This window comes from Psychromonas arctica DSM 14288, assembly GCF_000482725.1.
GTDB classification, from domain to species: Bacteria; Pseudomonadota; Gammaproteobacteria; order Enterobacterales; family Psychromonadaceae; genus Psychromonas; species Psychromonas arctica.
In genome coordinates this window covers 79,043-97,522 of the sequence record NZ_KI519478.1, presented here as the reverse complement: position 1 = coordinate 97,522, position 18,480 = coordinate 79,043, and the positions used below count along the sequence as shown (strand labels likewise).

The window sequence follows — 18,480 nt, the reverse complement described above, 5'->3', positions numbered from 1 at the left end:
GAAGGTGATTTACGTCGTGAAGTATCTATGAGCATCAAGCGTCTAATGGACCTTGGTTGTTACCGTGGACTTCGTCATCGTCGCAGCTTGCCTGTACGTGGACAGCGTTCTAAAACGAATGCTCGTACCCGTAAAGGTCCGCGTAAAGCAATTAAGAAATAGGGTAAGAGATCATGGCTAAAACACCAACTCGTGCTCGCAAGCGCGTTAAAAAGCAAGTTGCTGATGGTATGGCTCACATCCATGCTTCTTTCAACAACACAATCGTAACTATTACAGACCGTCAAGGTAATGCTCTTTCTTGGGCTACTGCAGGTGGTTCTGGTTTCCGTGGTTCTCGTAAATCTACTCCGTTCGCTGCACAGGTTGCTGCTGAACGTGCTGCTGAAGCAGCAAAAGAGTATGGCCTTAAAAACGTAGAAGTTTTTGTAAATGGACCAGGACCTGGTCGTGAATCTTCGATTCGCGCACTAAACGCGGCGGGTTTCCGTGTGACTAATATTACTGACGTTACACCGATCCCACATAATGGTTGTCGTCCACCAAAGAAACGTCGCGTTTAATCGCACCTTTCTAAGGTAATTGGAGAAAGAACAATGGCAAGATATTTAGGTCCTAAGCTTAAGCTTAGCCGTCGTGAAGGAACTGATTTATTCTTAAAATCAGGTGTCCGCGCGATCGATTCTAAGTGTAAAATCGAAAATGCACCAGGTGTACACGGTGCGCGTAAACCACGTCTATCTGACTACGGTTTACAATTACGTGAAAAGCAAAAAGTACGTCGTATGTACGGTGTATTAGAAAAGCAATTCCGTAACTACTATAAAGAAGCTGCTCGTTTACAGGGCAACACTGGCGAAAACTTACTTCAACTTCTTGAAGGTCGTTTAGACAATGTTGTATACCGTATGGGCTTTGGCGCAACACGTGCTGAATCACGTCAACTAGTTAGCCATAAAGCTATTCTAGTGAACGGTAAAGTTGTAAATATCCCTTCATTTAACGTTAAACCTAGCGATGTTATCGCAATTCGTGAAAAAGCTAAAAAGCAATCACGTATTGGCGCTGCATTAGAAATCGCTGGTCAACGTGAAGCCCTTGCTTGGGTTGAAGTTGATACAACGAAGATGGAAGGCGAGTTTAAACGTCAACCTGAACGTTCAGATTTATCTGCTGAGATTAACGAACAGTTAATCATCGAACTTTACTCTAAGTAAAGTTAACTGTTAAGAGAGGGCACAAATGCAGGGTTCTGTAATTGATTTTCTAAAACCAAGATTAGTTGATATCGAACAAATTTCAACAACTAGAGCTAAGGTGGTTCTTGAACCACTAGAACGTGGTTTTGGCCACACTTTGGGTAATGCTCTTCGTCGTATTTTGTTATCATCTATGCCGGGAACGGCGGTAACAGAAGTCGAGATTGATGGTGTACAACATGAGTACAGCACCAAAGAAGGCGTGCAAGAAGATATCCTAGAGATCCTTCTTAACCTTAAAGGTCTAGCTGTTAAGCTTGAAGGTAAAAATGAAGTTTTAGTTAGTTTAACTAAATCTGGCGCTGGTCCTGTTACTGCAGGCGACATCATTCATGATGGTGATGTAGAGATAGTCAACCCAGAACATGTGATCTGTAATTTAACGGGCAATGCTGAAATCAGCATGCGTATTAAAATTGAATCAGGTCGCGGTTATGTTCCAGCTTCATCACGTATTCATAGCGAAGAAGATGAGCGTCCAATTGGTCGTCTATTAGTAGATGCGACTTTCAGTCCTGTTGAGCGTATTGCTTACAGTGTTGAATCAGCTCGTGTTGAACAACGCACCGATCTAGACAAACTTGTTATCGATATGGAAACAGATGGTACTTTAGAGCCTGAAGAAGCAATTCGTCGCGCAGCTACAATTTTAGCTGAGCAATTAGACGCATTTGTTGATTTACGCACTACTTATGAAGTACCTGTTGTTGATGCAAAACCTGAGTTTGATCCAATTCTTTTACGCCCAGTAGATGATTTAGAACTAACTGTTCGTTCTGCTAATTGTTTGAAAGCAGAGTCGATTCACTATATCGGTGATCTAGTACAACGTACTGAAGTTGAGCTTCTTAAAACACCTAACTTAGGTAAGAAGTCTCTAACTGAAATCAAAGATGTACTTGCTTCTCGTGGATTGTCTCTAGGTATGCGCTTAGAAGATTGGCCACCAGCAAGTTTAATTGAAGATTAGTCTAAAACCGATTTACGAATAATAAGGATTAGGTTATGCGCCATCGTCAAAGTGGACGTCAACTTAACCGAAACAGCAGCCACCGTCAGGCTATGTTTCGTAATATGGCAATCTCGATTGCTACGCACGAAGTTATTAAAACTACCGTGCCTAAAGCAAAAGAATTGCGTCGTGTAATTGAGCCATTAATTACACTAGCTAAAACGGATAGTGTTGCTAACCGTCGTCTAGCTTTTGCTCGTCTTCGTGATGATGCAGTAGTGGCAAAATTATTTAATGAACTAGGTCCTCGCTATGCGACTCGTCCTGGTGGATACACTAGTATCATTAAATGTGGTTTCCGTACTGGCGATAAAGCTCCAATGGCTTACATCCAGTTCGTTGACCGTCCAGTTGTAGCGGACGAAGAAGCGTAAGTTTCTTTATAGTTGCATGAAAAAAGCCGAACGCAAGTTCGGCTTTTTTGTGTCTTAATTTTGGCTAAAATGCATTGCTTACAATGCTAAAAATCAATCTAGTTGAGGTCAATTATCACTAACCTCATGTGCTCAAATAATTCCATAAAATTTTAGTTCACATCACTACTAACATCTTCTTATCATAATCACCGCCTGCTAATACTCATCTAACTTAGTTTGTACCGCTTTGTTGATTAACACCGCTAGCTGATCAAAACAAGCCTGACGTGCACTATTTTTACGACTTAATAGCGTAATAGTTCGCATTGGTATTGGCGCTTCAAAAGGAATGTATTTTACGCCTGATTGATAACGGTTTAATGGTATCGCTAATTGTGGTAACAAGGTTAAGCCATTTTCGGCGCTGATCATATGCCGTAGTGTTTCTAAGCTGGTTGCTTTAAAGCTATTATCTTCAATGGCACCCGCTGCAAAACAGAACCCCATTGCTTGGTCTCTCAAACAGTGTCCATCAGCAAGCATTAATACATGCTCTCCACTTAGCTCTTGTAAATTGATTACACGATTATTTGACCAAGCATGTTTATCTGATAATGCTAATTCAAGTGGTTCATCATATAAATTTAACTGATTTAAATGTTCCATACCTGGTAACAATGCGAGCATTAAACAATCTAGTTCACCTTCTTCTAACTGTTTGAGTAGTACTTCCGTTTGATTCTCATGTAAATACAACTCTAAGTCAGGAAAGGTTTCTTTCATAACCGGAATGATAAGTGGTAATAAATATGGTGCCACGGTCGGAATAAGCCCAATATGCAATGTGCCCCGCATTGGTTCGTTATGGCTTTTTGCAATTTCTTTAAGCGACTTAGCTTCTAATAGTATGGTTTTTGCTTTTGCAACAATGTCGATACCAGCGGGAGTGAAAATAACCTTACGTGAAGAACGCTCCATCAGTTGCACATTCAATTCTTCTTCTAACTTTTTTATTTGACCACTCAGCGTTGGCTGGCTAACAAAACATTTTTCAGCTGCTTTACGAAAATGTTTTAATTCCTCTAAAGCAATTAAGTACTCAAGATCTCTAAAATTCATTATTTAGCCTATAGGGTTTTGTTATTGTTCGGTGAGTAATATCAATAATGGCGTCACTCTTTAACAGATTCAACTCTTATTATGTCAGATCTACATTGAAATTATCATTTTCTATACTCGTTTTCATTCAGGTACAAAAAATTATAAGTTTTGCAATGAAGTGAACGTGATGCATAAAGGCGTACATTTTATGCTATTTTCAATATTGGCTTACTTGTCCTTTAATACTGGCATAGATCCTGCTTTTATAGCGATGTACGACAAATTATTGGCAGGAGCTAACTATGAAAAGATTATTTCAACGTTTGACAGAACAGCAAGGTATTACCACGACTATGATGTGGATGTGTTTTAGTTGTGCCGTATTACTGGTTATGCCTAGTTCTTTATTTTCTCTGAATAATTCAGATCTTTTACCCAATACTTATGCCCCATATTTATGGATACTGGCATTGTTAACAGGTTCGTATTTATTGACGCGTGTACTGACTTCTTCATTTAGTCGTTTAACCGAATATTATGAAAGACAGCATTTATTAGCGCGTCGTAATAAAATGATCCGTCAATTAGACTTTGAAGAGAAAGCATTACTGCGTGAATTCATTATTCAACGTAAAACCGTGTTGGCATTACCGCTAACTGAACCGGCTGTGAGTAATTTATTGGCTTCTGGTGTGCTTGCTCCTGCATTTGAAACTCAAGAGATCAAAGGCAGTAGTCGAATTATTAAGCTTTCTATTGCGATTGATGCTCGTGAACAACTGACCCATAAGGTGATTGGGTTACCCACTGGAAAATTAACTGAAGCGGAAGCTGAAGTATTAAAAGCAGCTCGTCCACAATATGCTCGCAATAACTATATCTCTTTATAATCATACTTATTGAACCTTGTGTCAGAAAACAGTCTGCTTTTTTGACACACCTTTAGCCTCCGTCAATAATTCTGTATAATACTCTCTTTTATAATTTCCCTGTGTGAGAGTATATGACCCCCGAACGTTTTACCCGAATAACGACCATGCTAAACCGTCGGCAGCCTGATTTAACCGTTTTTATGGAGCAGGTTCATATGCAACATAATTTAGCTGCGATAGTGCGCACTGCTGATGCGATGGGAATTAATAATGTGCATGCAACTTGGGATATCGATAGTACTCGAATTTCCCGTAACGTTGCTTCTGGTAGCCAAAAATGGGTTAATGTTCATTCACATGAAACAACACAGGATGCGATTGCTGTGATGCGTGAACAGGGGATGCAAATTATTGCGACTAACTTATCTGCTACCGCTATAGACTTTCGTGAAGTTGACTATACCAAACCGACTGCCATTATAATGGGTCAGGAGAAGTATGGTATTAGCGAAGAAGCCTTAGCTTTAGCAGACCAAGATGTGATTATTCCAATGGTTGGTATGTGTCAGTCTTTGAATGTCTCTGTGGCTTCTGCATTGATCATGTACGAAGCGCAACGGCAACGAGAAATCGCGGGTTTATATGAACAAACCTGTCGTTTACCTAAGGAAGAACAACACCGCATCTTATTTGAAGGTGGTCATCCTATTTATCGACAGTTATGTCGCGAGAAAAGTCTGCCTTATCCACCACTTGATGAGCAAGGACAGATTGACGCATCAGAAGATTGGTGGAATGCTATCCGTGGTCGTAAATAATTAAAGGGAGTACTTAATGGACCTATACCAAAACCGTTTATTAACGGAGGGCATTCGTATCATTGAAAAATCATCTCCATCTAATCGTTTTAATGCAGATTATAGTACTTTAAACCTTTCTGATGCTTTATCTAAGCGTACCCAACTTGCAGAATTACGTTACCAAGCTAGTTCCGTTCTACGACATCTACAACAACTACTTACGTTTTCTATTGGATTAATGTGTGTATTTTTTTTGATAGTCGGTGCAAGCAGTGTTTCGCAGTTTTTAGTTAATGAGTCGAGCACTCAAATTAACTTCTTTTGGGCCATTGTGTTGTTTATTGCGCCTAATATTTTGTCTTTAATTATTTGGTGTATTGTGTATTTTAAGCGCCATGCATTGAGTCTGCCGTGGTTAGCTAATTTGATCTTATCGATGCTGACTTTAGTGGATAAATTACAGCATAAAGTGAGCACTAAACATATCCATTATATTGACCTGTTCCAATTTTATTTTGAACATCGATTTGGTGCTTACATGGGGCGAGTACAGTTGTCATTGATTAGCCATTTATGGTGGAGTAGTTATTTACTCGGTGCAACCTTGTCATTATTTTTAGTGTTAGCAACGCATCAGGTAGACTTTATTTGGCAAACTACTATTTTAAGTGAAGATACTTTTTTCAAACTAACCCAATGGTTAACTTATTTACCTAATCTTTTAGCCATTAACGTGCCTACGCCAAGTGATGTGAGCCATGCTAGTATTGGTATTGTTAACCCTTTACAAGTAGCACAAGAAATCCGGATTAGCTGGTCTAACCTATTAATATTTAGTTTAATCGTTTACGCTTTGTTACCTAGAATTATTTTGATGTTAGTGTTTTATCAAAGCATTAAACAGAAGAAAAAAAACTTCCAATTAGATCTTTCAGATGCCTACTACATTCAACTAAAAAATATTTTGCATCCCATTGGAAAAGCCAGTTTTATTAGTGATGCTGACCTGCATCAAGGCAATGCTAACAACCACCAAAACAAAGAGTCTAGTCAGTATAATCAGTCATTAGTGATGCCGAAAAACGCTTATCCGATTGCTATTGAACTCAATCAACGTAATCTTCAACAAGCTGATAAACATGTATTGAAACATTACTCAGTCGACTTAATCAATGTGTTAGATAATATCAGTCAACAAGCTGCACTCTCTGCATTGAAGTCATCGGCAGCAGATCATGTTATTTTGTATGTGGATGTTAAGCGTGTGCCAGATCGCGGTTGGTTAAGCTTTGCTAAAAAATGCCAGTATAAAAGCAATGTGCAGTTGTATTTACTTTTATTGGCCGATCAACCAGTGAACAAAGCAAAAATAGCGAGTCGTCTAGAAGATTGGATTGAGATCGCTGCTAAAGTGAATATCTCCTCACAATACATAACGTACCTGGGTCAAAAGATGACTCCCCCTAACACACATCAGGAGCTGGAAAATGGATAAGGAACTGTTGTCCGTCGCTGTTGTTGGTCACGCCAATACAGGTAAAACCTCCTTAATTCGTACTCTACTACGAGATGCTAGTTTTGGTGAAATTGCCGATAAAGCAGGCACAACTCGACATGTTGAAGGAGCTGAAATTCGTGTTGATGATAATCATAATTTAGTTATTTATGATACGCCTGGCTTAGAAGATTCCATTCATTTATTAAGTGTTATTGATGAGCAATCGATTTCAGAGCATGATGATGGTATTGACCGGCTGTTATCTTTTATTAAAAATGAAAATAGCTATCCTGAATTAAGCCAAGAATTGAAGGTCCTTAAAGCGTTATTAAGCAATGATATTATCTTCTATGTTATTGATATCAGAGAACCTATTTTAGGTAAGTACCGAGATGAATTAAAAATTCTCAGCTATGCGGCTAAACCCATTATTCCAGTGCTTAATTTTATTGAAGCTGGTAGCGATAATATGCGTAATTGGCAAACGCAACTTGCGCGTTTGAATCTGCATGCTCATGTTAGCTTTGATAGCGTTGTGTTTAGGTTTTCCGATGAACTGAAAATTTATCAGAAGATGCAAACACTTTTAGCACACAGAGAGCAGCAACTTGAAGCATTGATAGAGCAAAGAAAAGTACAATGGCAGCAGCGAGAAAAAGCCGCGCAACAACTAATTGCTAGGTTACTGGTAGAAGCTGCAGCGTGTCGTTTTAAAGCTGATAATAATGAACAGAGTATCGCTAAAATCAGTAATCAACTGCAGGTGACAATCCGTGATTTAGAAACAAGTGCTTTAAATCAATTGCTTGCGTTATATCAATTTAAGCAACAGGATATCGACCAATATGATTTACCTATTCAACAAGGCCAATGGGAGTTAGATCTTTTTTCCTCTGATAACCTACAAGAGTTTGGTATCAAGGTAACCAGTAACTTTGTAAAAGGGGCTGGTATTGGTGTTGCTGTTGACTTGGTTGCTGCAGGGTTAACATTAGGTGCGGCAGCGGTTGCTGGCGGCGTGATGGGCGTATTATGGGGGGTTAAACAGCGTTATTATGATGAGATACATGCCAAGGTCAAAGGGCATCGTTATCTGTGTGCAGATGATTTGACGTTACATATTTTATGGGCTCGTCAATTGAGCTTACTTATTGCCTTGCAGCAACGAGGGCATGCGAGTGTGACTAAACTATCTCTAGCGCAGATAAACTCAGAAAAAACAACCTTACCTAAGGCGTGGAATCAATGGCTTAAGAGTGCTCGGCAACATCCACAGTGGTTAGACTCTAATAATAGTGAGCAGCCACCATTAAAAGCTAAAAAACAACTATTAATAAAGCAAATTTCTGAGAGTCTAGCTGCTATTAGTAACGATACCAGCAGCAATACCAATTAAGGTTAAAGAAAGTCAGAAATTGAAATACCTAGGCCTACCGTATTAGTGTATTCGTTATACTCCACTAGGCTGTTGCCATAACCAGAAAAAACTTGTACATAGCCTTTTATTTTACCGTAAATAGGGAAACTCCAAGAGGCTGTCACTGCTCCTTTACTGAAACCACTTTCAATATTATTACGACTGGTTAATGAATAGACATGGTCATTGTACTTATAAGCGGTAATGATTTGTCCATGCCCATAAAAATCCAATAAATCCGGGTTATCATCGTCGGCATCTTCAAACCGATACCAAGGGTTAATGGAGATAACTAAGTTGCCTTTATCAAACAGTAAGCTACCATCGAGACGGTTCCAACTACGAGAGGTAGGCTCTGTACGGCCATTAGATTGGTGTGTAAATCCAAATTGTGCCGCTTTAAAGCGCCAACCTAAACCTAATTCTTGATCCGTCTCCCACAATATAAAAGCTTCTGGCTCATAATTTGTCTCACGAAATGGCGATGAGTACTCTGTGTTATAGGCTTGCCAATAAGAAAGCTGCGTATAAGCAACATAACCAGAGATAGGCAAGTTACCGATTTTTTGAAATAGTGGTACTTTAAGGCTAATTTGAAACTTTATTTCAGTGCGTTGTGAACTGCTTTTTCCATCGCTACCTTGATAAATAGCATAGTCTGCAATTTTTTCATTAAAATAAATCGGCATTATATAGTTTGGTTTATGCGGTATAATTGAAAAATTAAATTGTTCGCTTTTAGCTTCATCCTTGATACGTTCATCGATAGCGCTGGTTTCCGAAAAAGCTATCGAACTAAAAAAAACCAAAACCAAATAGATGTAACGCATAACAAATAACCTTAACAATATAATAATAATAAGTGCTAGTTTACGCATATTGCTACTTTTGGTATAGCAATATGTATGAATTATTGGAAGCTTGTTCATAAAACATAACATCAATCAGTGGCTGGGATAAACCATGAATTTAAACAAAATACCTCTATCTGCGTTAAAGGGGGTGGGAGCGAAAGTTGCTGAGAGGTTAAGCAAATTAGGCTTAAGTTCAGTGGAAGATATGCTTTTCCATTTACCATTACATTATCAAGATCGCACGCGAATCTATCCCATTAATGCGATCAAAGACGGTATGCAGGTCAGTGTGCAAGGTGAAGTCGTTAGCTGCCAAGTACAATTTGGTAAACGGCGTATCTTAAAGTGTAAAATTAGCGATGGTGATGGGGTGGCTACCTTAAACTTTTTTCACTTCAATGCGGCACAAAAAAACAGTTTTAGAGAAGGCCAGTGGATTAAGTGTTTTGGAGAGTTTAAACGCGGTTTTCAAGGTTTAGAGGTGACTCATCCTGATTACTCTTTAGTGGGTGAAAACCAAGTAATATCAGTAGAAGAAGCATTAACACCTATTTACCCCACAACGGAAGGTTTGAAACAAAATAGCTTACGTCAATTAACTGATCAAGCCTTACAACACCTGCAACAAAATCAAGTACAAGAATTAATTCCCACAGCATTATTATCGCATCCTATTAGCTTATTTGATGCATTGATGACAGTTCATCGACCTCCGCCAACGGCCAGTATTGAACAGTTAGAAAATCGTACTCACCCAGCCCAACAGAGATTGATTATAGAAGAATTGTTAGCACAACAAATCAGTATGTTAGTGTTGCGTGAACAGTCGCAGAAACACCTGTCTCCAGCGCTTAAAGGTAATGGTGAGCTGAGTAAAAAATTATTAAATAATCTACCTTTTTCCCCTACTGGTGCACAGCAAAGAGTTAACCATGAAATACAACAGGATTTAATTCAAAACCTACCAATGATGCGTTTAGTGCAGGGAGACGTAGGTTCAGGTAAAACATTAGTCGCCGCATTAGCTGCATTAACAGCGATTGAAGCTGGGTATCAAGTTGCACTAATGGCACCTACTGAACTACTTGCTGAACAACATTTATTAAATTTTAAGGGATGGTTTGAACCTCTCGGTATTCGAGTTGGTATGTTATCCGGAAAAATGAAAGTGAAGGAAAAGCGAGACCAGACGGAAAATATTACCCTCGGATTGTCAAAAATGGTGGTAGGGACACATGCGCTATTTTCTGAAAATGTTGTTTTTCATAACTTAGCACTAGTGATTGTTGATGAGCAACATCGTTTTGGTGTACATCAACGTTTATCATTACGAGAAAAAGGCGTGAATAATGGTTTAGTACCACATCAGCTGACGATGACTGCAACGCCGATCCCGCGGACGCTTGCGATGACGGCTTATGCAGATTTAAGTGTTTCAGTTATTGATGAGTTACCACCGGGAAGAACTGCGATTAAAACGGTAGCATTAGCAGATTCTCGCCGTGATCAAGTTATTCAACGCGTTTACCAAGCTTGTAAAACAGAGGGGCGTCAAGCCTATTGGGTTTGTACATTAATTGAGGAGTCAGAAGTTTTAGAGTGTCAGGCCGCTGAAGATACCGCTAATGATTTACAGTTAGCATTAACTGATTTACGTATTGGCTTGGTGCACGGGCGAATGAAAGCGCTTGAAAAACAATATGTGATGGATGCTTTTAAAGCCGGAGAGTTAGATCTACTTGTTGCAACGACTGTGATTGAAGTAGGTGTTGATGTGCCTAATGCGAGCTTAATGATTATCGAAAATCCAGAGCGTTTAGGATTAGCACAGCTGCACCAATTACGTGGTCGTGTTGGCCGTGGCGAAGTCGCAAGCCACTGTGTTTTATTGTATAAATATCCTTTATCAAAAACGGCTTTAAAACGTTTAAATGTACTGCGAGAAAGTAATGATGGTTTTTATATTGCAGAGCAAGATTTGGCGATTCGTGGACCAGGCGAAGTGTTAGGTACAAAACAAACTGGGATCGCCGATATGAAAATTGCTGACTTATTAAGAGATCAAGGACTTATACCACAGGTCCAACAATTGGCTTTATTATTAATACGCTCCCATCCTGAATATATTAGACCACTAATTGAACGTTGGTTGGGTGATAGAGCTGATTATGCACAAGTTTAAAGTGGAATAGCTAAATAGTTCACCAGCCTATCGCACCATATTGGTGCAATAGGTTGGTGAGATCACAAATTTGTTAATTTTTAACACTGTGGCAGTCAGTTAACCTTGGTTATGTCGTTAATCTGCTAAATTTAACTCTTTTAATTTACGCGTTAAGGTATTACGGCCCCATCCGAGTAGTTTAGCTGCCTCATGTTTTTTACCCTGCGTATGCTTTAGTGCACTTTGTAGCATTATCTTTTCAAATTCAGGTAATAATTGCCCTAATATGTTGGTTTCACCATTTCTTAATTGAGTATCAGTCCATTGTTTCAGGCTTTCTTGCCATATCACTGGCTCACCGTCTTGTTCAGGAATATCTTGATGGCCTAATTCAGGAGGTAAATCACTAATATGAACCTCTTGTCCACTAGCCATTACCGTTAACCAACGACAAATATTTTCCAATTGACGCACATTGCCAGGCCAAGGTAGTTCACTCAGGTAATTGAGTGTTGCTTTGGTGAGTTGTTTGCTTTCAACGGTTAATTCATTGGCAATACTATGTAAAAAATGGTTTGCGAGTAGTGGAATATCTTCGCGGCGCTCTCTTAGTGCGGGAAGTTGCAAGCGTATTACATTCAAACGATGAAATAAATCTTCACGGAAATCTCCGCTTTGCACTTTTTTCTCTAAGTTTTGATGTGTAGCTGCAATAATTCGAACATCTACTTTGATTGCTTGGTGGCCACCTACACGATAGAACTGACCATCAGCGAGTACACGTAGCAAACGAGTTTGAACATCTAGAGGCATATCACCAATTTCATCTAAAAAGAGCGTACCGCCGTCTGCCTGTTCAAATCGCCCTTGTCGATTGGCTGCCGCACCTGTAAACGCGCCTTTTTCATGGCCAAATAACTCTGCTTCAATCAATTCTTTAGGGATGGCCGCCATATTCAGCGCAATAAAAGTCTCGTTTTTACGCGGGCTGTGTTTATGTAAGGCTTGAGCCACTAACTCTTTACCTGTACCCGATTGACCATTGATTAATACACTCATGCTGGAGCGAGATAAACGTCCGATGACACGGAAAACCTCTTGCATGGCCGGTGCTTCACCAATAATTTCAGGGGTTGAAATCGGTTGATTATTAGGCTTTTTCTGTTGTTTTAATTCTTTACTATGGTTGATTGCGCGTTTGATTAATGCAGTTGCTTCATGGATATCAAAGGGTTTAGGTAAGTATTCAAAGGCACCACTTTGATAAGCATTCACTGCGCTATCTAAATCTGAATGTGCAGTCATAATAATGATCGGAATTAATGGGTAGCGTTGATGAATTTTTTGCATCAGCTCAAGTCCGTCAATCCCTGGCATACGTACGTCAGAAATGATTATTTCAGGTTGTTCAATGAGCAATTGTTGCCATAGGCACTCAGCATCAGGAAAACTCGCATGCTCGATGTTTTCAGCTTTTAATGTGCGTTCTAATACCCAGCGAATGGCATGGTCATCATCTACAATCCAAGCGGCCATTTTAGTTCCTTATTTTTATACATAGATGGAAGTTAAATTGGTAAATAAACAGAAAACTCTGTATTACCCTTGCAACTATTAAATTCAATACGTCCATGATGTTGTTTGATCAATTCCTGTGCGATAGATAACCCTAGACCAGTACCATCCTTACGGCCTGTCACCATCGGATAAAATAATGTGCTTTTGAGGTGTTCTGGTATGCCTGGGCCGGTATCAATAATTTTTATTTCAGTGGCTAAACGCTGTGGTAAACCATTAATCGTAATTTGATTCGCGGCACGCGTACGCACTGTAATACGGTGTTCTTCGGGCTGATTTTGTAAGGCTTGTACGGCATTTTGAATGATATTTAAAAAGGCTTGTTGTAATTGGTCCGGTTGCATCTCAAAATCGGGAATACTGGGATCATAATCAATGTGAATAGTGATATTTTTAGGTAAATCTAAACACACCAACTTTCTAACTGTTTCTAAAACAGAATGAATATTATGGATACCCTTTGTGCCTAATTTTTGTGGGCCTAATAAACGGTTTACTAGGGCGCTTAAGCGATCAGCTTGTTCAATAATTATTTGGGTAAACTCTTTTAATTCTGGATCTGGTAATTCCGCTTCCAACAGTTGTGCCGCTCCGCGTAAACCACCTAAAGGGTTTTTTATCTCGTGGGCTAAACCTCGGACTAACTCCTGCGCGGCTTTTTGTTGATGCTCTTGATAATGCACCTGACTGATGCGTTTTTGCTGCTCAATACAACGCATCTCCAAAATAATATAACAATCTGATTTAACGCTAACGTAACTTGCACTTAAATCAATTAATAAAGACTGCCCATCAATGAATAAGGTGACTTCATTTTCAGTAAAAGAGGCTTGTTCATGTAATAGGTTGGCAATAGAAACTGGGCTAAAATGGAATTGCTCAGCCAGTGAATACAGGCTTTGTGCATATAAACGTTGTTTGCTTTGTGACAATAATTGTTCACTCGCAGGGTTGGCGTAAATCAATTTTAATGAAGCATCTAATCCTACAAACGCGGTTTTAGCTTCTTCAAGAAAGGTAAAAATAAGATCGCTACTGGGTTCATTTTGCATATTTTTGAGTTCTATTTAAGTGCTGCGCGTTTTAAGTGAATCGTCACAATCTGCGTTTTAGCTAAGGTTTTACCTGTTTCATCCAACAAATGAACCTGTATTTGATGCGTACCACGGTCAACATTAAATGCTCGCATCGTTGGCGACAATTGAGGTGTGCCTAAGGGCTCTGCATCTAAAAATAACTGTAAACGTTGGGAGCTTTCTTTTTCAGGTGTTGTTTTAACGTGAATATCTAATGCTCCATCGTTACTGCGTATCGCCATATCATCTTGAGGTGAAATAATTTCTGCTTGATAGTTTATTGCTTTTTTTCTATCTAGACTTAAGTCATCAACTTCTGATAATTTTTTTATTTTAGGTTGGCTGGTGTTAACCGGCATTAAATTTTTATTTTCGACAATAATCTGTTCTGTACCCGGTGCTGCAGTATCTGAGAAATGACTTTTTCCATGTTTATCAACCCAATGATAAATCGTTGTTTCTGCCTGTAATGATGATACTGACATCGCAAACAACGGGATCAACAAGAGCATGGGAACTTTAATCATCAAAAACCTCATATCGTGGACAACTTATTTGTTGCTCATATAAAGAATATAGACAAAAAAACCCGCGCAAAGACGGGTTTTCTGACTTAAAGCATGAACTGACCCATGCCATGCTTTATAAAAGTTCTATTATACGCTGTAGTATAATTCAAACTCTTTTGGATGCGTAGCGCGAGAAACGGCTTCACATTGAGCTGTTTTCAATCCAATGTATGCATCAATTGCTTCATTTGAGAATACGCCACCTTCAATAAGGAAGTCACGATCTGCATCTAGTGCAGCAAGTGCTTCTTCAAAAGATACTGCAACCTGTGGGATTGCATCAGCTTCTTCTTTAGGTAGGTCGTATAGATCTTTATCTAGAGAATCTCCAGGGTGGATCTTGTTTTTAATACCGTCAAGGCCAGCCATCAACATTGCAGCGAAACCTAAGTAAGGATTCATTGTTGGATCTGGGAAACGTACTTCGATACGCGCTGCACGTGCAGTCGGTACAATTGGAATACGAATAGACGCAGAACGGTTACCTGCAGAGTATGCAAGCATTACTGGCGCTTCAAAGTGTGGCACTAAGCGTTTGTAAGAGTTAGTTGATGCATTAGTGAATGCATTAAGTGCTTTAGCATGTTTGATAATACCGCCGATGTAATAAAGCGCCATTTCAGAAAGGCCGCCGTATTGATCACCAGAGAACAAGTTAACACCATCTTTACCTAAAGATTGGTGACAGTGGTTACCAGAACCGTTATCGCCAATAATTGGTTTAGGCATAAATGTAGCTGTTTGGCCGTATGCGTGAGCAACGTTATGTACAACGTACTTGTAAATTTGGATTTCATCTGCTTTTTCAACCATAGTGTTGAAACGACATGCGATTTCGTTTTGACCCGCTGTTGCTACTTCGTGGTGATGAGCTTCAACAACTAAACCCATTTCTTCCATGATTAAACACATAGCAGAACGGATGTTTTGAGATGAATCTACTGGTGCTACTGGGAAGTAACCACCTTTAACACCTGGACGGTGACCGGTGTTGCCTTCTTCATATGAAGTACCTGAATTCCAAGCTGCTTCTTTAGCATCAATCGAGAAAAAAGCGCCTTGCATTGTATTACCGTATTTAACGTCGTCAAATAGGAAGAATTCTGGTTCTGGGCCAAATAAAATAGTATCAGCGATACCTGTTGAACGCATGTAAGCTTCAGCACGCTTAGCAACAGAACGTGGGTCACGATCGTAACCTAACATTGTTTTTGGCTCTAGTACGTCACAACGTAAGTTTAATGTTGCATCGTCAGTAAATGGGTCAAGTACAGCAGTTGAAGGTACAGGCATTAATACCATGTCTGAATCTTGAATCCCTTTCCAGCCAGCGATTGAAGAACCATCGAACATTTTACCTTCTTCGAAAAAGTCTTCGTTTACTTGGTGATGCGGAATAGAGACGTGTTGCTCTTTACCATGTGTATCAGTAAAGCGTAAATCAACGAATTTTACGTCTTGCTCTTTAATAAGAGCTAGAACGTCTTGAATTGTTTGTGCAGACATGTTGTAGAACCTCATTTGACATCGAAATGTTTAAAAAACAAATCATTATTCATAAATGTATGAAAATCGATTTATCGTAATTCTGAACTAGTATTTATACTTCTAAACTTATGCTGATACAAGTAGCTAAAACTATGCCAACTTGGCAAAGCCCATTATACCTCGCTTTTTCTTCTACCACAGCCCGTACAATGTGATCGGGCGCACCAATATGGTGCTGAGCCGCTCTTTTTTGGTGCCTTTTGTGTTTGAGCGCTCAGTTGTTCGTGTTTTTTAAACTTTTCAGCATTTAAGCTAACTGTGACCGACTTAAAACTTTCTATTTTTGAAATTATGTTTACAATGTGCGCATATTTGGCTATATCACTTTAAGTGTTTTCATGGCCTAAATCTTTTTGTACCAATTAAATAAAAACAGGACCTTCTGTTTTTATTTAATTGGTATTTTTAATTAGTAGTTATTTTTGAGGCGCATCATGTCGTTAGATAAATTAAGAAATATAGCCATCATTGCTCACGTTGACCATGGTAAAACAACATTGGTTGATAAACTGTTAGAGCAGTCTGGTACTTTGGATTCACGTGGCGATAATGAAGAACGTGTAATGGATTCTAACGATCTTGAAAAAGAACGTGGTATTACTATCCTTGCAAAAAATACAGCGATCGTATGGAATGATTACCATATCAATATCGTAGATACTCCAGGACATGCCGATTTCGGTGGTGAAGTTGAGCGTATTCTATCTATGGTAGACAGTGTTTGTCTTATTGTTGATGCGGTTGATGGTCCAATGCCACAAACTCGCTTCGTAACACAAAAAGCATTTGCTCATGGTTTAAAACCAATTGTTGTTATTAACAAAATCGATAAGCCTGGCGCACGTCCTGAATGGGTAATGGATCAAGTATTTGATTTGTTTGATAACCTAGGCGCTACTGATGACCAATTAGACTTCCAAGTTGTTTATGCATCTGCATTAAACGGTTGGGCAAGTACTGACATGGACACTGTAAAAGATAACATGGAAGATTTATTCCAAACTATCGTTGATACAGTTGCTCCACCAGAAGCAGATCGCGATGGCGATTTCCAAATGCAAATTTCACAACTTGATTACAACTCATATGTGGGTGTTATCGGTGTTGGTCGTATTACACGTGGTCACGTTAAAGTAAACCAAGCAGTAACTATTGTTGGTGCTGACGGTAAAGAACGTAAAGGCAAGGTAGGTCAAGTATTAGGTTACTTAGGTCTAGAACGTCATGATATTGAATATGGTGAAGCAGGCGACATTATTGCAATTAGTGGGTTAGGCGAACTTAAAATCTCTGACACTATCTGTGCACAAAATAATGTTGAAGCGATGACGCCATTAACTGTTGATGAACCAACGGTAACAATGACTTTCCAAGTAAACAACTCTCCATTCTGTGGTAAAGAAGGTAAATTCGTTACATCGCGTAACATCCTTGACCGTTTGAATAAAGAGCTTGTACATAATGTTGCATTAAAAGTGGAAGAAACTGCCGATCCTGATAAATTCAAAGTATCTGGTCGTGGTGAGCTACATTTAGGTATCTTAATTGAAAACATGCGTCGTGAAGGTTTTGAGTTAGCAGTATCTCGTCCAGAAGTTATTGAAAAAATGATTGATGGTCAGTTACATGAGCCAATGGAAACATTGACTGTTGACTGTGAAGAGCAGCATCAAGGTTCAATCATGGAACAATTAGGTATCCGTAAAGCGGAACTTACTAACATGATCCCAGATGGTAAAGGCCGTGTACGTTTAGACTTTATGATCCCAAGTCGTGGTTTAATCGGTTTCCAAACTGAGTTCATGACAATCACATCTGGTTCTGGTCTTTTATACCATAGCTTTGATCACTACGGTCTACACAAAGGCGGTACAATTGGTCAACGTCAAAATGGTGTAATGGTTTGTAATCAAACTGGTAAAGCGGTTACATACTCTTTATTCTTCTTACAAGATCGTGGTCGTTTATTCCTAGGTCATGCAACAGAAGTATATGAAGGTCAAATCATCGGTATTCATAACCGTTCAAACGATTTAACGGTTAACTGTATTCGTGGTAAACAGCTTACTAACGTTCGTTCTTCTGGTACTGATGAAGCACAAACACTTTCACCAGCAATCATTTTGACTCTTGAGCAAGCTCTTGAATTTATTGATGTTGATGAATTAGTAGAAGTGACACCAAAAAGCATTCGTATCCGTAAGAAACTACTGGGTGAGAATGAACGTAAGCGTGCTGCTCGTCCAACTAAAGGTTAATTCGTTTACTTAAACGAACAAAAAACCTAATATTAAGGTCTTACTATCGTAAGGCCTTTTTTTTGTTTACAATTTGTAGTTAAGCGATATCGGCTCTGTAATATTAATTACATTATAT

Annotated in this window: 17 protein-coding genes; 11 read left to right on the top strand and 6 right to left on the bottom strand. The window is 39.2% G+C overall.

What is annotated here, in order from left to right:
* The 5 genes from rpsM to rplQ form a co-directional block, all read left to right on the top strand.
* Nucleotides 1-162, top strand: a 162-nt coding sequence (gene rpsM / locus H592_RS0113850; RefSeq protein WP_028869290.1) for a 30S ribosomal protein S13, incomplete at its 5' end; no start/stop codon positions are given.
* 11 nt (nucleotides 163-173) lie between these two features.
* The gene (gene rpsK / locus H592_RS0113845; RefSeq protein ID WP_019613697.1) at nucleotides 174-563 is read left to right on the top strand and encodes a 30S ribosomal protein S11; all 390 of its coding nucleotides are present in this window, start codon (nucleotides 174-176) and stop codon (nucleotides 561-563) included.
* Nucleotides 564-596: 33 nt separating this feature from the next.
* Entirely contained in the window at nucleotides 597-1,217 is a 621-nt protein-coding gene (gene rpsD, locus H592_RS0113840) for a 30S ribosomal protein S4 (RefSeq protein ID WP_028869289.1), read from the top strand.
* A gap of 25 nt (nucleotides 1,218-1,242) precedes the next feature.
* A complete protein-coding gene (locus tag H592_RS0113835; RefSeq protein WP_028869288.1) occupies nucleotides 1,243-2,229 on the top strand; it encodes a DNA-directed RNA polymerase subunit alpha in 987 nt (328 codons plus the stop codon).
* Between the two features lie 35 nt (nucleotides 2,230-2,264).
* The gene (rplQ, locus tag H592_RS0113830; protein WP_028869287.1) at nucleotides 2,265-2,645 is read left to right on the top strand and encodes a 50S ribosomal protein L17; all 381 of its coding nucleotides are present in this window, start codon (nucleotides 2,265-2,267) and stop codon (nucleotides 2,643-2,645) included.
* Nucleotides 2,646-2,843: 198 nt separating this feature from the next.
* Here rplQ and oxyR read toward each other — a convergent pair whose 3' ends face one another.
* Entirely contained in the window at nucleotides 2,844-3,746 is a 903-nt protein-coding gene (oxyR, locus tag H592_RS0113825) for a DNA-binding transcriptional regulator OxyR (protein ID WP_028869286.1), read from the bottom strand.
* 284 nt (nucleotides 3,747-4,030) lie between these two features.
* Here oxyR and H592_RS0113820 point away from each other — a divergent pair, with 284 nt between their 5' ends.
* From H592_RS0113820 to H592_RS0113805, 4 genes are all read left to right on the top strand, one after another.
* The gene (locus H592_RS0113820; RefSeq protein ID WP_028869285.1) at nucleotides 4,031-4,618 is read left to right on the top strand and encodes a superinfection exclusion B family protein; all 588 of its coding nucleotides are present in this window, start codon (nucleotides 4,031-4,033) and stop codon (nucleotides 4,616-4,618) included.
* A 113-nt stretch (nucleotides 4,619-4,731) separates the two neighbouring features.
* Nucleotides 4,732-5,418: a tRNA (guanosine(18)-2'-O)-methyltransferase TrmH gene (gene trmH / locus H592_RS0113815; RefSeq protein WP_028869284.1), complete on the top strand. Its 687-nt coding sequence runs from the start codon at nucleotides 4,732-4,734 to the stop codon at nucleotides 5,416-5,418.
* Nucleotides 5,419-5,434: 16 nt separating this feature from the next.
* Nucleotides 5,435-6,895: a DUF2868 domain-containing protein gene (locus tag H592_RS0113810; RefSeq protein WP_028869283.1), complete on the top strand. Its 1,461-nt coding sequence runs from the start codon at nucleotides 5,435-5,437 to the stop codon at nucleotides 6,893-6,895.
* Entirely contained in the window at nucleotides 6,888-8,294 is a 1,407-nt protein-coding gene (locus tag H592_RS0113805) for a GTPase/DUF3482 domain-containing protein (RefSeq protein ID WP_028869282.1), read from the top strand. The genes H592_RS0113810 and H592_RS0113805 overlap by 8 nt, the downstream gene beginning before the upstream one ends.
* A 2-nt stretch (nucleotides 8,295-8,296) precedes the next feature.
* Here the strand turns inward: H592_RS0113805 and H592_RS0113800 are convergent, their stop codons facing one another.
* Entirely contained in the window at nucleotides 8,297-9,145 is an 849-nt protein-coding gene (locus H592_RS0113800) for a phospholipase A (protein WP_028869281.1), read from the bottom strand.
* Between the two features lie 133 nt (nucleotides 9,146-9,278).
* Here H592_RS0113800 and recG point away from each other — a divergent pair, with 133 nt between their 5' ends.
* Nucleotides 9,279-11,351: an ATP-dependent DNA helicase RecG gene (gene recG, locus H592_RS0113795; RefSeq protein ID WP_028869280.1), complete on the top strand. Its 2,073-nt coding sequence runs from the start codon at nucleotides 9,279-9,281 to the stop codon at nucleotides 11,349-11,351.
* Between the two features lie 117 nt (nucleotides 11,352-11,468).
* Here recG and glnG read toward each other — a convergent pair whose 3' ends face one another.
* From glnG to glnA, 4 genes are all read right to left on the bottom strand, one after another.
* Complete coding sequence (gene glnG, locus H592_RS0113790) at nucleotides 11,469-12,869, bottom strand: nitrogen regulation protein NR(I) (protein ID WP_028869279.1); 1,401 nt, start codon at nucleotides 12,867-12,869, stop codon at nucleotides 11,469-11,471.
* Between the two features lie 32 nt (nucleotides 12,870-12,901).
* Complete coding sequence (gene glnL / locus H592_RS0113785; RefSeq protein ID WP_051369182.1) at nucleotides 12,902-13,963, bottom strand: nitrogen regulation protein NR(II); 1,062 nt, start codon at nucleotides 13,961-13,963, stop codon at nucleotides 12,902-12,904.
* An 11-nt stretch (nucleotides 13,964-13,974) separates the two neighbouring features.
* Nucleotides 13,975-14,514, bottom strand: coding sequence for a DUF4124 domain-containing protein (locus H592_RS0113780; RefSeq protein WP_156916128.1), 540 nt, complete (start codon nucleotides 14,512-14,514; stop codon nucleotides 13,975-13,977).
* Nucleotides 14,515-14,643: 129 nt separating this feature from the next.
* Nucleotides 14,644-16,062 (bottom strand): glutamate--ammonia ligase, encoded by a 1,419-nt coding sequence (glnA, locus tag H592_RS0113775; protein ID WP_028869276.1) that lies wholly within the window; start codon nucleotides 16,060-16,062, stop codon nucleotides 14,644-14,646.
* Between the two features lie 476 nt (nucleotides 16,063-16,538).
* Here glnA and typA point away from each other — a divergent pair, with 476 nt between their 5' ends.
* A complete protein-coding gene (gene typA / locus H592_RS0113770; protein ID WP_028869275.1) occupies nucleotides 16,539-18,362 on the top strand; it encodes a translational GTPase TypA in 1,824 nt (607 codons plus the stop codon).
* The last annotated feature ends 118 nt before the right edge of the window (nucleotides 18,363-18,480 follow it).

Bases quoted from the DNA above. Each gene is read 5' to 3' on its own strand.
- rpsK (WP_019613697.1), top strand. From the start codon at position 174: ATGGCTAAAACACCAACTCGTGCTCGCAAGCGCGTTAAAAAGCAAGTT.
- rpsD (WP_028869289.1), top strand. From the start codon at position 597: ATGGCAAGATATTTAGGTCCTAAGCTTAAGCTTAGCCGTCGTGAAGGA.
- H592_RS0113835 (WP_028869288.1), top strand. From the start codon at position 1,243: ATGCAGGGTTCTGTAATTGATTTTCTAAAACCAAGATTAGTTGATATC.
- rplQ (WP_028869287.1), top strand. From the start codon at position 2,265: ATGCGCCATCGTCAAAGTGGACGTCAACTTAACCGAAACAGCAGCCAC.
- oxyR (WP_028869286.1), bottom strand. From the start codon at position 3,746: ATGAATTTTAGAGATCTTGAGTACTTAATTGCTTTAGAGGAATTAAAA.
- H592_RS0113820 (WP_028869285.1), top strand. From the start codon at position 4,031: ATGAAAAGATTATTTCAACGTTTGACAGAACAGCAAGGTATTACCACG.
- trmH (WP_028869284.1), top strand. From the start codon at position 4,732: ATGACCCCCGAACGTTTTACCCGAATAACGACCATGCTAAACCGTCGG.
- H592_RS0113810 (WP_028869283.1), top strand. From the start codon at position 5,435: ATGGACCTATACCAAAACCGTTTATTAACGGAGGGCATTCGTATCATT.
- H592_RS0113805 (WP_028869282.1), top strand. From the start codon at position 6,888: ATGGATAAGGAACTGTTGTCCGTCGCTGTTGTTGGTCACGCCAATACA.
- H592_RS0113800 (WP_028869281.1), bottom strand. From the start codon at position 9,145: ATGCGTTACATCTATTTGGTTTTGGTTTTTTTTAGTTCGATAGCTTTT.
- recG (WP_028869280.1), top strand. From the start codon at position 9,279: ATGAATTTAAACAAAATACCTCTATCTGCGTTAAAGGGGGTGGGAGCG.
- glnG (WP_028869279.1), bottom strand. From the start codon at position 12,869: ATGGCCGCTTGGATTGTAGATGATGACCATGCCATTCGCTGGGTATTA.
- glnL (WP_051369182.1), bottom strand. From the start codon at position 13,963: ATGCAAAATGAACCCAGTAGCGATCTTATTTTTACCTTTCTTGAAGAA.
- H592_RS0113780 (WP_156916128.1), bottom strand. From the start codon at position 14,514: ATGATTAAAGTTCCCATGCTCTTGTTGATCCCGTTGTTTGCGATGTCA.
- glnA (WP_028869276.1), bottom strand. From the start codon at position 16,062: ATGTCTGCACAAACAATTCAAGACGTTCTAGCTCTTATTAAAGAGCAA.
- typA (WP_028869275.1), top strand. From the start codon at position 16,539: ATGTCGTTAGATAAATTAAGAAATATAGCCATCATTGCTCACGTTGAC.